Origin of the sequence: Glaciecola punicea, assembly GCF_001756615.1 — a bacterium.
GTDB lineage: Bacteria > Pseudomonadota > Gammaproteobacteria > Enterobacterales > Alteromonadaceae > Glaciecola > Glaciecola punicea.
Genome location: NZ_LZXY01000008.1, coordinates 1 through 14,314, shown reverse-complemented (window position 1 = coordinate 14,314; position 14,314 = coordinate 1). Strand labels below are relative to the sequence as shown.

The 14,314-nt window shown below is 42.8% G+C and carries 14 protein-coding genes; 3 read left to right on the top strand and 11 right to left on the bottom strand.

The window, feature by feature from the left end; all coding sequences use genetic code 11:
• Positions 1 to 147 precede the first annotated feature (147 nt).
• Both BAE46_RS10235 and trmJ read right to left on the bottom strand, forming a co-directional pair.
• Entirely contained in the window at positions 148 to 1,371 is a 1,224-nt protein-coding gene (locus BAE46_RS10235; protein ID WP_070112666.1) for an IscS subfamily cysteine desulfurase, read from the bottom strand.
• 172 nt (positions 1,372 to 1,543) lie between these two features.
• Positions 1,544 to 2,287: a tRNA (cytosine(32)/uridine(32)-2'-O)-methyltransferase TrmJ gene (gene trmJ, locus BAE46_RS10230; protein ID WP_006002601.1), complete on the bottom strand. Its 744-nt coding sequence runs from the start codon at positions 2,285 to 2,287 to the stop codon at positions 1,544 to 1,546.
• A 269-nt stretch (positions 2,288 to 2,556) separates the two neighbouring features.
• Between trmJ and suhB the strand changes: the two genes are divergently transcribed.
• Positions 2,557 to 3,354 (top strand): inositol-1-monophosphatase, encoded by a 798-nt coding sequence (suhB, locus tag BAE46_RS10225; RefSeq protein ID WP_006002598.1) that lies wholly within the window; start codon positions 2,557 to 2,559, stop codon positions 3,352 to 3,354.
• Between the two features lie 98 nt (positions 3,355 to 3,452).
• Here the strand turns inward: suhB and BAE46_RS10220 are convergent, their stop codons facing one another.
• From BAE46_RS10220 to queA, 9 genes are all read right to left on the bottom strand, one after another.
• Positions 3,453 to 4,013: a YceI family protein gene (locus BAE46_RS10220; RefSeq protein WP_006002596.1), complete on the bottom strand. Its 561-nt coding sequence runs from the start codon at positions 4,011 to 4,013 to the stop codon at positions 3,453 to 3,455.
• Entirely contained in the window at positions 4,010 to 4,585 is a 576-nt protein-coding gene (locus BAE46_RS10215) for a cytochrome b (protein ID WP_238528927.1), read from the bottom strand. The genes BAE46_RS10220 and BAE46_RS10215 overlap by 4 nt, the downstream gene beginning before the upstream one ends.
• A 19-nt stretch (positions 4,586 to 4,604) precedes the next feature.
• A complete protein-coding gene (locus BAE46_RS10210; RefSeq protein WP_006002591.1) occupies positions 4,605 to 5,234 on the bottom strand; it encodes a YceI family protein in 630 nt (209 codons plus the stop codon).
• 31 nt (positions 5,235 to 5,265) lie between these two features.
• Entirely contained in the window at positions 5,266 to 6,003 is a 738-nt protein-coding gene (locus tag BAE46_RS10205) for a tellurite resistance TerB family protein (RefSeq protein ID WP_006002589.1), read from the bottom strand.
• 176 nt (positions 6,004 to 6,179) lie between these two features.
• On the bottom strand, positions 6,180 to 7,124 hold the full coding sequence (gene secF, locus BAE46_RS10200) for a protein translocase subunit SecF (protein ID WP_006002587.1): 945 nt from the start codon (positions 7,122 to 7,124) through the stop codon (positions 6,180 to 6,182).
• 11 nt (positions 7,125 to 7,135) lie between these two features.
• Entirely contained in the window at positions 7,136 to 8,980 is a 1,845-nt protein-coding gene (gene secD / locus BAE46_RS10195) for a protein translocase subunit SecD (RefSeq protein ID WP_006002585.1), read from the bottom strand.
• 65 nt (positions 8,981 to 9,045) lie between these two features.
• Entirely contained in the window at positions 9,046 to 9,384 is a 339-nt protein-coding gene (gene yajC, locus BAE46_RS10190; protein WP_070112664.1) for a preprotein translocase subunit YajC, read from the bottom strand.
• Positions 9,385 to 9,478: 94 nt separating this feature from the next.
• Positions 9,479 to 10,591: a tRNA guanosine(34) transglycosylase Tgt gene (gene tgt / locus BAE46_RS10185; protein ID WP_006002582.1), complete on the bottom strand. Its 1,113-nt coding sequence runs from the start codon at positions 10,589 to 10,591 to the stop codon at positions 9,479 to 9,481.
• Positions 10,592 to 11,079: 488 nt separating this feature from the next.
• A complete protein-coding gene (gene queA / locus BAE46_RS10180; RefSeq protein WP_006002579.1) occupies positions 11,080 to 12,138 on the bottom strand; it encodes a tRNA preQ1(34) S-adenosylmethionine ribosyltransferase-isomerase QueA in 1,059 nt (352 codons plus the stop codon).
• 236 nt (positions 12,139 to 12,374) lie between these two features.
• On the opposite strand from queA, the gene BAE46_RS10175 reads away from it, so the two are divergent.
• Both BAE46_RS10175 and BAE46_RS10170 read left to right on the top strand, forming a co-directional pair.
• Positions 12,375 to 13,439: an ion channel gene (locus tag BAE46_RS10175; RefSeq protein WP_006002576.1), complete on the top strand. Its 1,065-nt coding sequence runs from the start codon at positions 12,375 to 12,377 to the stop codon at positions 13,437 to 13,439.
• A gap of 101 nt (positions 13,440 to 13,540) precedes the next feature.
• Positions 13,541 to 14,275 carry a VC0807 family protein gene (locus tag BAE46_RS10170; protein WP_006002574.1) on the top strand — a complete coding sequence of 245 codons (735 nt, stop codon included), beginning with the start codon at positions 13,541 to 13,543 and terminating at the stop codon, positions 14,273 to 14,275.
• Positions 14,276 to 14,314: the final 39 nt, after the last annotated feature.

Sequence of the window (14,314 nt, the reverse complement as noted above, 5' to 3'; positions counted from 1 at the left end):
GAAATAACGCATATCTTATTTGGCAATGCGCTCAACAAAGTCGTATTAGTGCACATAATTATATGCAAATACACTATAAAACACTAATCTAATTTTGATTAATGTTGCTCCAACACATGGTTGATGTGCTTTATGGGTACTAAAGACTTAATGATGAACCCAATCAACGGTATTCAAATCGACGCCGTCTTTGAACATGTCCCATAAAGGTGAGATCTCTCTTAGTTTGTCAATTTTGCTTAAAATTACATCAATAACATAGTCTATTTCTGCTTCTGTAGTGAAGCGGCCTAAACTAAAACGAATAGAGCTGTGCGCTAGTTCATCAGTTAAGCCTAGCGCGCGCAGAACGTATGATGACTCTAAACTGGCTGATGTACAGGCTGAACCTGATGAAACCGCCATGTCTTTAAGCGCCATAATTAGGGATTCGCCTTCAACATAGTTGAAACTAACGTTAAGGTTATGCGCTATACGCTGCTCTAAGTCTCCGTTAAGATATACTTCTTCCATATTTTTAATGCCGTTCCACAATTTGTTGCGCAACATAAGAATACGGGCACTTTCAGTTGCCATTTCTTCTTTAGCTATTCTGAACGCTTCCCCCATTCCCACGATTTGGTGCGTGGCTAAGGTACCTGAACGCATACCTCTTTCATGACCACCGCCGTGCATTTGCGCTTCAACTCTAACGCGTGGTTTGCGCGATACATACAACGCGCCTATACCTTTGGGGCCATACGTTTTATGCGCCGAAAAAGACATTAAATCAACTTTCATGGTCTGTAAATCAATTGGGATTTTACCTGTGCTTTGGGCTGCGTCTACGTGAAAGATAATTTTGCGTGAACGGCATATCTCGCCAATGGCCGCAATATCTTGAATCACGCCTATCTCATTGTTTACGTGCATAATAGAAACTAAGACAGTGTCATCACGCATAGCAGCTTGAAGTTCGTCTAAATCGACTATACCATTTGCCTTTGGCAGCATATAGCTTACTTCAAAACCTTCACGCTCTAGCTGGCGTGTACTATCAAGCACAGCTTTGTGTTCAGTTTTTAGGGTAATAATGTGCTTACCGCGTTTTTTATAAAACGCGGCAGCACCCTTAATAGCGAGGTTGTTTGATTCAGTTGCGCCTGATGTAAACACAATCTCGCGTGGGTCAGCGTTAACAAGCGCTGCAATGTTATTACGTGCGATGTCTACTGCTTCCTCTGCTACCCAACCGAACTTGTGTGATCTTGACGCCGGATTGCCAAAGTTACCTTCAAGTGACAAACACTCTCTCATCGCGTCAGCGACACGCGGGTCAACTGGCGTAGTAGATGAATAATCTAGATAAATAGGTAGGGTTAATTCACTCATCTTTTACTCCGCTTATAGCTGCATACTAATTTCAATGTTATTTGAATTAGATATAGCAGTTTAATCTTGTCTGCCCGGGACTTTTTGAATGAAGGCTATTCTATATACTTGACTGTTTTAGTCAAGTACTGTTTAAACCCTCATAGCTAGATCAAACGACACCTGTTGATGCTTAGTCCTTCTTTGATTCACTAACGGTTTTGTCAACCGCAGAGAGCATACCGCGCAAAATCGCAAGCTCTTGCGACTCTAAACGGGTGCGTGTAAACATGCGCCTCACTTTTGACATAATAACACCGGGGTGCTTTGAACGGATAAAGCCGGCTTTAGCAAACGTTGATTCAAAATGTACATAAAACTTTTCTAATTCTTTGCTTAGTGGATACGGGTTTTCAAGTGCCTCGCGCTCTATATATGGCGCGCGCTGAAGCGCAATATGATGCTGACGAATCTCATAGCACAGCGTTTGCACCGCAGCTGCTAAGTTCAATGAGCTATATTCAGGATTAGCGTCTATGCATACATGAAAGTTACACTGCTGTAATTCTTCATTTGACAGCCCGTTGTTTTCTCTGCCAAATACCAAAGCAACAGGGTAATTAGCCGCTTCAGTAATTAATTTATCGCCGCACTCGCGTGAATCTAGCATAGGCCAAGACAAAGTGCGTGAACGTGCAGATGTGCCTACCACTAAACCGCAGTCTGCGATGGCTTCTTGTAAAGTATTCACAATAGTAGCGTTGGCTAAAATATCGGTAGCGCCAGCGGCCAAAGCACTTGCTTTACTGTCGGGTTTGGTAACTGGGTCAACCAAGTATAAATTCTTCAAACCCATGGTCTTCATGGCCCGGGCAGCCGATCCAATATTACCAGTATGAGAGGTATTAACGAGTACAATTCTAATGGCGTCAAGCATGATAAATCCTACAAACCAGTTATATTATGCTGTAATTAATGTGGCGTATATTGAGCGAGTTAACTCAACTCTTACACAATACAATACGCACGAACAGCGGGTATTTTAACAGCAATATTGTAGCACACAGAAAAGCGATTGCGACGATTTGAAAGCTATCTTTAGCCAGAGCTTCTAAGTTTTATTTACAGTCAATTGAGCCTAGGGCTAAGTTCTGCTAGACTACGCGACGATTTCAACTATGTTCTTTTTACAATTTGGTGGGTACTATGCATCCTATGCTTAATATTGCTGTGCGCGCGGCGCGTGCGGCGGGAAATGTGATAACGCGCGGTTATGAAAACCGCAGCGATTTAGAAATTCAGTCAAAAGGCGCTCACGATTTTGTGACTAAAATCGATAAAGAAGCCGAATTAACCATTATTAGCAAAATTCAGCAATCGTTTCCAGATCACTCTTTTATAGGCGAAGAGGGCGGCAACATAAAAGGCAATAGCGACTTCACATGGATTATTGACCCACTAGATGGTACTAGCAATTTCATCACGGGTATTCCTCACTTTGCTGTTTCTATTGCCTTAATGTTTAAAGGCAGACTTGACCAAGCGGTTATATTCGACCCTATCAGAGGTGAATTATTCACCGCAACTAAAGGCAGTGGCGCGCAGTTAAATGGCTACCGTTTGCGCTGCACCAAAGCAAAAGATTTATCTAATACTCTACTGGCCACGGCCATTCCCTTTAGAAACAAATCAAATCTTGAAGACGATTTAGCAAAATTTGCTAAAGTCTTTAAAGACTGTGGCGACATTAGACGCTCAGGCTCAGCGGCACTCGATTTGGCCTATGTAGCCGCCGGTCGCTATGATGGCTACTGGGAAAAGGGTCTTAAGGCCTGGGATATGGCAGCGGGCGCACTATTAGTGAAAGAATCTGGCGGTTTAGTAACTGATTATGCGGGTAACAACGACCCACTTTATACTGAAATGGCAACGCCAAGCAGTGCTAACGGTTTGGTAGCAGGCAACCCGCGCGTAGTACAAAGCATTGTGAAGCGCTTACAATAGCAACGCTCGTTTAAAAAAAGACTAGGCGCTTATAATACAACAAGCGCTTGGTCCAATCATTAAACGTTTTCATCAAGCCCATTCCTCGCCATGTTTAACTACTGGGTTTCTAAATCTAATATCATCATTATGTCTTGACCAACCCATTCTGCCTCTGGGTCAGAATCATAGCCAATGCGATAGTCTAAGCGGTTGATGGCAAAGTTAGCGCTAAGTTTATTACCTGTTTGCTTCAAAAAGAAGGTTTGTGTTTTGCTAAACCCTCTTAAGGTAAGCTGACCGCTCACCTTAAAGCCGCCGTCTATCATTTCAACCGAGTCACTAACAAAGCTTCCTTGAGGATGATTTTTCACATCAAACCAATCCCCCTCTAACAGAGCAGTGTCGTAAGTAAAGTCACCGGTTTTGGCAGAACGTAGGTCAAACGAAGCAGTAATACTGGGATTACTGTGAGGAGGTAGGACTAAATCTGCCTGCCACTTTTCAAATACGCCGCTAAACTTCATACCTACGTGCTCGCCTGAAAAACCTACCTTGCTGCCCTTGTTATCGACTGTATAAGTGTTTAATGCGTACACCGACGCGCTCACGATGCACAAAGCTACGAATAAGCCCGCATATCGCAATCTTGTCAACTTGCCCACCAGAGCATTCATCATTGTTTTGACCACCACATTCTTTTCAGTAAGTTAATTTTATGTTTTTTCTTGTGCCATACGACCGCCGAAATATGGCCCAATATTAACGTTGCCAAGCTTATGGCTGTTATCCAATGTACGTTATTTGCGATTGTTTCAATGGCTTTGTTACGGGCAACACCAGGAACATGAGGCCAATTTATCCAGTCAACAAATACCAAAGTGGGCAAGCCAAAGGGGCTGGCCGACACCATTAACCAGCCCGACAGCGGCATAGTAATAAGCGCTATATATAAAGCAGTGTGCCCAAGCTTGGCCTGCAGATTTTCTGTTGGCGTGAGTGCGTCTAATGCTGCTGGTGCTTTGGTAAATATTCTTACGCCAATACGCAATAATATTGCCCATAGCATAATAACACCCGACGCTTTATGAATTTGGAATAGCCGGAATTGATCGGCTCTAGATATATCGGCATATACCATGTACAGGCCGCTAGCAAACATAAACATTAAGCCTAAAACAATTGACCAATGCAGCAATATACTTAAGCTATGGTAGCGATTGCCTTGACCCGCACCTGACATTAGACTCATACTATTGCATCACCGCGTGCTATTGAGTTTTTGCAAACTCGCCTTCAATCATCACTTTTACTTCGTCGCCTATATTGGGCACAAACTTCGACATGCCCCAGTCGGAACGTTTAATAGTCGTGGTGGCTGAAAACCCCATTGTTGGTTTGCCGCTAAAGGGCTGGCGTTCCATTGCACCGTTGAAAATAACATCTAACGTTACCGGCTTTGAAACACCTAAAAAGCGCAGATCGCCTTGCATAAGTGCGGTTTTTTCGCCCGTCATTTCAATTGACGTCGACGCAAAATCTATACTGGCGAATTTTGGCGCATTAAACCAGTCTTCATCTGTTGCCAGAATTTGATCAAAGTCTTTCTCATCTGCATTAGGGTAAGCGGTTTGAATAGACATTGGGTTAATAGTTGCAACGACCCGACTGGCCTCAATATTATTGGGCTTATAGTCAATGCTTGCATCAAAATCGGCAAAGCGCGCCACATAATTAGTTAAACCCAAATGAGACACTTTCCAGATAACCGACGCATGACTCAGATCTAAGGTGTATTCACCTTCAGGCATATTGTTAAAGGGGCTTTTCGCAAATACCCAGGACACACAGCCCGCCAATGTAATTACAACTACTGCAACTGATATTTTTATAAATTTCATACTAATAGGCTCCTAATTAACGCGTGAATGTTTAATAGTTTTGAATTTGCTGTTGTATCGACGCAGTCAAATCAGACGGAATACACAGCTGATTTGCCAATGCCTGTAAATACGCTTGCGAATCTTGATGCTCTAAATCTAAAGCGGTTGCGCTAGCCGCATAAACCTCAATACCGGTTTGTGCGTTAGGTACCTGAGATACTAGACTGGCTAAATCGAGGGGCTTTCTAAGCTCGTCAAACAATGTGGCTTTTTCTTCTACGCTAAGGTCCATTGAATCAACTTGGGCAAAAATACGCTGACGCTCGTCGTTATCAATGTGCCCATCGCAGTGAGCAGCAGTAATCATCGCGCGCATTAATAGCATTTGTCCGTTAGGGTTGTTATCGTCTACCACTTCTTCAAACTGCTTCTGCTGTATTCTAGCGGGCGCAAAATCAAACTGAGCGCCTTTATGGGCAACGTGATGCTGCTCTTGATTAAAGGTTTGCGGCATACTCTGCGTTTGGTTATTGGCTAAGGCTTGTGGCTCCTGCTGCGGACTAGTTGTTTGTTGAGCACTTTGATTCTTGGCCGAGTAATTTTGATATGCTTTCCAAGCTAAACCCCCTACTGCAGCTAAAGCACCTACTTTAAGCACTGAGCCACCAACTTTACGGCCTTTTTTACTGGCGATCATACTGGTTAGTCCGCCGCCGGCAACACCGCCCATAAAACCGCTCAATGCGCCTGAGCTAGTTAAGCCGCCAATCATCTTTTTTAAGTCCATCCGTCACTCCAAAAATTATTATTATTAATGTTGACAACAGTTATACGAAAAGATTACATAAACTGGCTCAGATTGTTTATGAAATTTTTCATATCAGGGTTTTAAGGGGATTTGAAAAGATAAAACCCCAATAATTATTCATTATTAGGGTTTTCATTGGACGTGATTAGACTGTGTTAGATAGACTCTAAATCTTCGCCTTCCTTTTCAACTTCTTCGGGTATTAAATCTTCTTTGCTGACGCCTAAGGCTAAGGCAACGGCGCTTGCGATATACACAGACGAATATGTCCCTATAAATACACCAAACAATAGTGCTGTTGCGAAGCCGTGTATTAATTCACCCCCTTTATAAAAAAGCGCAACCAGTACTAGGATGGTAGTTAATGAAGTAATAATAGTGCGGTTAAGGGTTTGGGTAAGTGAAATATTCACTATTTCTAGCGGTGTTCCCTTGCGGATTTTTCTGAAATTCTCACGAATTCTGTCCGATACCACAATGGTGTCGTTGAGTGAGTAACCTATTACCGCCAACAACGCCGCCAAGACAGTCAAATCAAACTCTAATTTGAAAATAGAGAACATCCCCAAGGTAATAAGCACATCGTGCAAAAGCGCCGATACCGAACCAAGCGCAAACCGGTATTCAAAACGCATTGCTACGTATAACAATATGCATATTAGCGCCACCAGCATTGCTAAGCCCCCTTGTTCGGTGAGTTCTTCACCAATACTTGGACCAACAAAACTGATACTTTGCACCAAAACGGTGGCATTTTTTGCGCTTAATGCCTCAACCACCATGCCGCCAATTTCATCCTTAGGTAAATCATCTCGTGGAGCAATTCTGATTAGTACATCTTGGCTACTGCCAAAGTTTTGTACAATCGCCTCCGGAAAGTTGGCGTCTGCTAAATCGGTTCTCACTTGCGTTAAATTAGCGCCGTCCGGGTAGGCCACCTGAATTTCTGTTCCGCCAGTAAAGTCTAAACCCCAGTTTAATTGATTGACCGCAAGTGAGGCGACTGAAGCAAATATTAATAGGGTTGAAAAAATTAAGGCGGGCAACCTAAATCTCATGAAGTCAACGGGCTTATCTAATCTCAACAGTTGAAATTTCATCTGCTACCTCCTTAAATCATTAGCGACTTGACGCGTTTACCGCCCCAAATCATGTTAACTATTACGCGCGATACAATAATGGCAGTAAACATCGATGTTGCAATGCCTATCATTAGTGTAATCGAGAAGCCTTTTATAGGGCCCGTTCCTACTGCAAACAAAATCATGCCTGCAATGAAAGTGGTAATATTGGCGTCTAAAATAGTTGAAAACGCATTGTCATAGCCAAAGTGAATAGCCTGTTGTGGGCTTCTGCCTTCACGGATTTCTTCTCGTATTCGTTCAAATATTAACACGTTAGCGTCAACCGCCATACCAACGGTTAATACGATACCCGCCATACCGGGAAGCGTTAACGTTGCACCAGGTATCATCGACATAATGCCCACGATCATGATCAGGTTTACCACTAGTCCAATATTGGCGACCAGACCAAACGCCCTATAGTAAATGAGCATAAAGGCAAGCACCGCAATTAAGCCGTATATAATTGCCTGCATGCCTAGTTTGACGTTTTCAGCGCCTAGGCTTGGCCCTACCGTACGCTCTTCCACAATTTGAATAGGCGCTATTAGCGCTCCTGCACGTAATAGCAAGCTTAAATCTCTTGCTTCTTTCGCGTTATCGATACCGGTAATTCTAAACGAGTTACCTAAGCGAGCCTGAATAGTCGCTACGTTTATGACTTCTTCATGCTTCTCAAAAATAAGTTTGTCTTCACTGTCGCGCTCACCTGTAGACTTGTATTCAATAAATACAGTGGCCATAGGCTTGCCAATGTTGTCTTTGGTGGCATTTGACATTTTACTGCCGCCTTTAGAATCAAGCGAAATGTTTACCTGCGGGAAGCCATTTTCGTCGGTGCTACTGTTAGCGTCAATAATGTGGCTGCCCTGAAGCATAACTTGTTTACGCAGTAAAATAGGCTGGCCGTTGCGATCGAAGTTTAGCTGCGAGGAAGCTGGAATACGTCCATTTACTGCATCGCGTACGTCATTAGTTTGATCAACTAGCCTAAAATCAAGGGTGGCGGTGGCGTTTAGAATTTCTCTGGCAAGGGTAGAGTCCTGTATGCCGGGAAGCTGAACAACTATGCGCTCTGATCCTTGTTTTTGTACCAAGGGCTCTGCTACGCCTAATTGATTTACACGGCTGCGAATAATAGTAATATTTTGCTTAACCGCATAGTCTTTAATCTCCGATAGGCGGGCGTCGGTGAAGCTTGCACGAAGAGTTAGCGCATCGCGTTCACTAAACAGCATGTTGCGATAGTTATTACGTAAGAAAAATTGAGCGTCCTCAAGGACCTGCGGATCTCTAAAAGAAATCTCGATAAAATCGCCAGCTTGACTCACCGCACGGTAACGCAGGCTTTCTTGGCGAAGCTGTGTTTGGAAGTCGTCAATGGTGTCTTCAAATGCCTTACTGACCGCACTCTTCATATCCACTTCCATTAAAAAATGTATACCGCCGCGCAAATCAAGGCCGAGTTTCATGGGCGCTGCGTTTAGCGCTTCTAGCCAATCAGGCGTATCGGGCGCTAAATTCATTGCGACTATGAAATTGTCGCTAAATGCATCGTGTAAATGCTCGCGCGCAAGAAGTTGAGTGTCGGAGTCATTTAACCTAACTAGTAGTTGGTCATTTTTAAATTCAACCGCTTTGAAGGCAATATTTGCTTCGCGCATGCTCGCTTCAACGTCGGCGATCATTTGCGGGCTAACAGTGGAGGTTTTGCCTGACGAAATTTGCACAGCATGATCTTCGCCATATAAGTTCGGCAAGGCATATAGCGTACACATACTTAGCACGAAAACAACTAACACGTATTTCCAAATAGGATTTTGGTTTAACACAATTACTTCCTACATGCCTTGCATACCGCGCCCGCAGTGACGAGCAGCGAAATGCCGGCTTTATTTTATATTGACTTCATAGTGCCTTTTGGCAATACCGCACTAATCGCTGATTTTTGAACAACGATTTGATTAGCTTCATTTAATGAAATTTCAATAAAATCCTTGTCATCTGCAACTTTAGTCACTTTACCCACAATACCGCCTTGGGTTAACACTTCATCGCCCTTGCCAATTGAAGAGATTAAGTTTTTATGCTCTTTTACGCGCTTAGCCTGCGGACGATATAAAAGAAAATAAAAGATTAAACCAAAAACGGCTAACATTATTAGCATTTCGTAGCCGGGCCCGTCTGATACGCCGCCCGCTGCTTGGGCGTGTGCGTTAGAGATGAAAAAACTCATGTTTGCTTTCCTTATGTAAATTTAAAATTTTTGTTATTTGGGTATTATTTTCAACGATAACCTTGTTGTAAGTACTTGCAACAAGGCGCGTTAATTATAAATCGGGGACATCCATCCCTTTTTGCGCATAAAACAGCTCAACAAATTCTGTTAATGCATTTTCACTAATGGCGGTGCGTAAGCCTTCCATAACCACCTGATAATAGCGCAGGTTGTGAATGGTATTAAGACGCGCGCCTAGTATCTCATTACACTTGTCTAAGTGATGTAAATATGACCGAGAATAGTTTTTACAAGTGTAACAATCACATTTCTCGTCTAAAGGTTTGATGTCTGTTTTATGCCGAGCGTTACGTATTTTAACCACACCATCATGTACAAATAGGTGACCATTTCGCGCGTTGCGAGTGGGCATAACACAGTCAAACATATCAATACCACGGCGAACCGCTTCTACTATATCTTCAGGTTTACCGACTCCCATCAAATAACGGGGCTTGTTAGCGGGAATTTGCGGCGCGGTGTGTTTAACAATGCGCATCATGTCTTCTTTTGGCTCACCTACTGACAGTCCGCCGATGGCGTAGCCGTCAAAGCCAATTTCTTCTAGGCCGCTGAGAGAAACATCGCGCAAATCTTCAAACATACCGCCTTGTACTATGCCAAATAAAGCTGAAGGATTATCGCTGTGAGCTTCTTTAGAGCGCTTTGCCCAGCGTAATGATAGCTCCATAGAGCGTTGCGCCTCATCCTTTGTGGCAGGAAAAGGCGTACACTCGTCAAATATCATGACAATATCAGAGCCTAAATCACGCTGAACATGCATAGATTTTTCAGGCGTAAGCAATATTTTTTCACCGTTGATGGGCGAACGAAAGGTCACGCCTTCTTCATTTATCTTACTCATGGCACCTAAAGAGAATACTTGAAAGCCGCCTGAATCAGTTAAGATAGGCTTATTCCAATGCATAAAGTCGTGCAGGTCGCCGTGGTCTTTGATAATGCCGGTGCCAGGGCGAAGCATCAGATGAAAGGTATTGCCTAAGCAAATATGTGCACCCGTTTCGGTGAGTTCTTCAGGAGTCATGCCCTTTACTGTGCCGTATGTACCCACTGGCATAAAAGCAGGTGTTTCAACCACACCACGCTCAAATATTAATTGACCGCGTCTGGCAAGGCCGTCTGTATTAAGTAGAGAAAACTTCATTCACGATCTGCTGTGTTATGGGCTAAATGTTAATCGTACATTAACTAAATATTTCCGATTAAAATTAGCTTGATTCAAAAATTTTCGCGATTATAGCAAACTTAGTGATGAAAATAATACCCCATTACAAAAACCAGTCAGTATTCGTAAATTTAAAAAAGCGGCCGGCGAGATTTGTAGTTGGCGCTTTTAGCCATACAAGCCTCGCAGCAAGCAAGCACCTTATCGCAGCACAGGCATGTGTCTAATCAACATCGATAATAGAACGTCACCTTTGAAAGTGGTAACGGTCTGACCACATCCGCTGTCCATTTATTGGTATCGCTGAACAATAATAATGGTTGATGATTATTATGCCCAAAATATGAACACATATTTTAAGACGCCTGTTGAACAAGCGCTAAACATGAACGTAAGAAGGAAATTACTAGACGCTTGCCAGTGACGGCATAGTCTAGCTTGAATTTTTTTATATAAGTTTCGTGTAATCAGGCCTTTGTTTGAGCACCCTCAATAAACATGGCGTCACCATAACTAAAGAATCGATACTCTTGTTCAATCGCTTCGCTATAAGCCTTCATAACACCGTCGCGACTCGCAAAAGCACTAATGAGCATCATCAGGGTAGACTGGGGCAAATGAAAGTTGGTTAACATACAGTCAACTACTTTGAATTCAAAGCCAGGGTAGATGAATATGCTGGTATCAGACAAAAAACTCTCGATAAGACTATCAGACGCTTGTTGCGCAGCCGATTCAAGCGATCTTACCGAGGTAGTGCCTACCGCAATAACGCGTTTACCATTAGCCTTGGTTTGCTTGACTAAATTAGCCACTTCTGGGGTGACCTCAGCAAACTCCGCATGCATTTGATGGTCTTCAATATTCTCCACGCGTACAGGCAAGAAGGTGCCAGCTCCCACATGCAGGGTAACAAATGCGGTATTTACACCCTTGTCTTTAAGTGTTTGTAAAATTGCCTCGTCAAAATGCAGGCCCGCTGTAGGCGCGGCAACTGCACCTGGTTTTTCGTTATACACCGTTTGGTAACGCTCTTTGTCGGCAGCTTCATCAGGTCGGTCTATATAAGGTGGCAGTGGCATGTGGCCATGCTGTTCTAACAATTCGAAAATTGTTTGAGGACTTTTTGGGTTTACCTCAAATTGAATGTGAAATAAGGCATCTTGACGACCCAACACTTGCACCTTTATATCACCTTCTAAGGTTAATACCGCACCTACTTTGGGAGACTTACTGGATCTTATGTGCGCAAGAGCGGTACTGTCGTTAAGAACACGCTCTAGCATTATCTCTATTTTACCGCCACTTTGCTTATGTCCAAACAGCCTTGCAGGTATGACTCTGGTGTTATTAAACACAAGTAAGTCGCCTGGCTCAACTAGGTCAACAATGTCAATAAAAAGCCCATGGCGAACCTCGCTAGTGGCGCCATTTAACCTAAGCATGCGAGAGGCCGTGCGCTGGGCGCTTGGATATTTTGCAATTAGTTTTTCGGGTAGTTCAAAATCAAAATCAGTTAGTTTCATAAAATAATCAAGTCAGTGTTATCGCTAGTGTATCGGGTTGGGTTTTTCACCATTGTGAATGTGGCGGACTGTTTGCTCATTAGCTTGAGTTTACACCACTGTTTAGGTCTATTAACGCTACATTTATTACTCGCTTAGGCGCTATCACAATAAATAAACGTTAATCGCTTGTATTTAGTTTAAAAGTTTCTCACACTTACGCCCATTATGTTCAAAGCCAAGCCAAAAGATTATTTATGCAAACGTGGATCAAAGTCAGAAAAATAATGACGCAGTACTTTTCTAATTTGCGTTGGTATGTAGTTGTATTAATGATGGTGTTTTATTCACTAAGTAGCTATGCCCTACTTTTTATAGCAGGCGAAGAGGGTTTACTCAATATACACGACTTTGTATATTGGTTAGTAATAACGAGTTCAACCGTAGGCTATGGCGACATGTCCCCCAGCACCGCGGCGGGTAAATGGATAGTCGCCCTATATATAATACCTATGGGGCTGTCTATCTTTGCCTTAGTGCTTGGCAGGGCAGCAAATTTTGTAAGTAAGCAATGGCAAAAAGGAGCACGAGGTTTGAATGCGTTAAATGTAAGTAACCATATTTTAGTAATTGGTTGGAATGGTAAACGAACAGAGCAGCTTATAAAGCTGCTGCTGATTGAGAAAGAAAATTCCATCGAAAAACCGGAAATAGTGCTGTGTGTAAGAGCCGATATTACCAACCCTTATCCTTCTTTAATCGACTTTGTGCACGTTGAATCGTTTAATAAAGACGAAGATATGGACAAGGCCTGCGTACAAACCGCGGCCACTATATTAATTGATAACCCGCATGATGACATGACCATGACCACCGCTTTATATTGTTCTCAGCGCAATAAAAAAGCCCATAAAGTGGCATATTTTGACGACGAAAGCCTGGTTAAACTGCTGCAACAGCACTGTCCAGAAATAGAATGCACGCCTAGCGTAGCGGTTGAAATGTTGGCTAAGTCGGCGTTTGACCCGGGTTCAAGTCTTTTGCATCACGATTTATTAGACGTATATGAAGGCCAGGCGCAATTTTCAGCCACTATTGCGCAAAACGTTGATGCCATTAGCGTTAAAAACCTGTTTTATCAGTTAAAGCATAAATACGATGCCATTTTTATTGGCGTTGCAAGCAATCATGACATTCTTAAAATTGTCGTAAATCCTCCTCTTACCGCACAGCTATTGCCGGGTGATAAAATTTTTTATATCGCTGAAAACCGCATAAATAACATCGATTGGACAAAATTTAGCGACGCTGATTTACTATAGCTTGTATTCAATGTTAGTACCTTTGGGTATAGTATTTTATTACACCCTAAGACAACGAAAGACGCTAATTAGGGTGACAAGCCAAGCTTATTGGGCGTAAAATGCACACCCTTTTGAGTAGTAGAGTAATTGATGTGAGCCAAAACGAAAGCGCCAAGCAGCAGAAGTCCGGTTTTTTTGGAAATTTAATCTTCAATATCGCCATTCCCGTCCTTATAATGACCTACGCCAGCAGTGACGAATATTTAGGCCCGGCATGGAGTATTGTGGTTGCCCTCGCTTTTCCGCTTACCTACGGTTTGCTTGAATTGAAAAACACCAAGAAAATCAACATGTTTTCTGTACTTGGGATTGTAAGTGTGCTGCTAACGGGCGGAATAAGCTTACTCAAACTGCCAGCTGAATATATGGCTATAAAAGAAGCTGCTATTCCTGCCGCTATTGGTCTTGCCGTTCTCATCACCCAATTCACTAAAAACCCGCTGGTTAAAGCGCTAATTCTTAATGACCAATTAATTAATTGGGACAAACTCAATAAACGCTTGGAAGAAAAACAAAAGGTAGAAGTATTTAACGCTAAAGTGGCCATTAGTTCGTACATTGTCGCCAGCTCGTTTTTCTTGTCGTCCTCTTTAAATTACGCCTTAGCCAAGTGGATATTAGTGTCGGAACCCGGCACCACTGCTTACATTGAGGAAATTGGCAGAATGACCGCCTTAAGTTATCCGGTAATTGTTATCCCCAGTATGATTTTGTTGATTACTGCGCTCATTTATTTATTTAAACAAATCTCGGTAGTGACTGGCGACCCAGTTGAGGATTTTATGCGCCAGTGAAGACCTTCGATATTGTCTGTTAACAAAAACGCCTGCTTT

Coding starts and splice junctions, on each gene's coding strand:
- queA (WP_006002579.1), bottom strand. CDS start 12,138: ATGAAACTAACTGATTTTGATTTTGAACTACCCGAAAAACTAATTGCA.
- BAE46_RS10170 (WP_006002574.1), top strand. CDS start 13,541: ATGCACACCCTTTTGAGTAGTAGAGTAATTGATGTGAGCCAAAACGAA.
- yajC (WP_070112664.1), bottom strand. CDS start 9,384: ATGAGTTTTTTCATCTCTAACGCACACGCCCAAGCAGCGGGCGGCGTA.
- tgt (WP_006002582.1), bottom strand. CDS start 10,591: ATGAAGTTTTCTCTACTTAATACAGACGGCCTTGCCAGACGCGGTCAA.
- suhB (WP_006002598.1), top strand. CDS start 2,557: ATGCATCCTATGCTTAATATTGCTGTGCGCGCGGCGCGTGCGGCGGGA.
- BAE46_RS10235 (WP_070112666.1), bottom strand. CDS start 1,371: ATGAGTGAATTAACCCTACCTATTTATCTAGATTATTCATCTACTACG.
- secF (WP_006002587.1), bottom strand. CDS start 7,124: ATGAAATTTCAACTGTTGAGATTAGATAAGCCCGTTGACTTCATGAGA.
- trmJ (WP_006002601.1), bottom strand. CDS start 2,287: ATGCTTGACGCCATTAGAATTGTACTCGTTAATACCTCTCATACTGGT.
- BAE46_RS10175 (WP_006002576.1), top strand. CDS start 12,375: ATGCAAACGTGGATCAAAGTCAGAAAAATAATGACGCAGTACTTTTCT.
- BAE46_RS10205 (WP_006002589.1), bottom strand. CDS start 6,003: ATGGACTTAAAAAAGATGATTGGCGGCTTAACTAGCTCAGGCGCATTG.
- BAE46_RS10215 (WP_238528927.1), bottom strand. CDS start 4,585: ATGAGTCTAATGTCAGGTGCGGGTCAAGGCAATCGCTACCATAGCTTA.
- BAE46_RS10220 (WP_006002596.1), bottom strand. CDS start 4,013: ATGATGAATGCTCTGGTGGGCAAGTTGACAAGATTGCGATATGCGGGC.
- BAE46_RS10210 (WP_006002591.1), bottom strand. CDS start 5,234: ATGAAATTTATAAAAATATCAGTTGCAGTAGTTGTAATTACATTGGCG.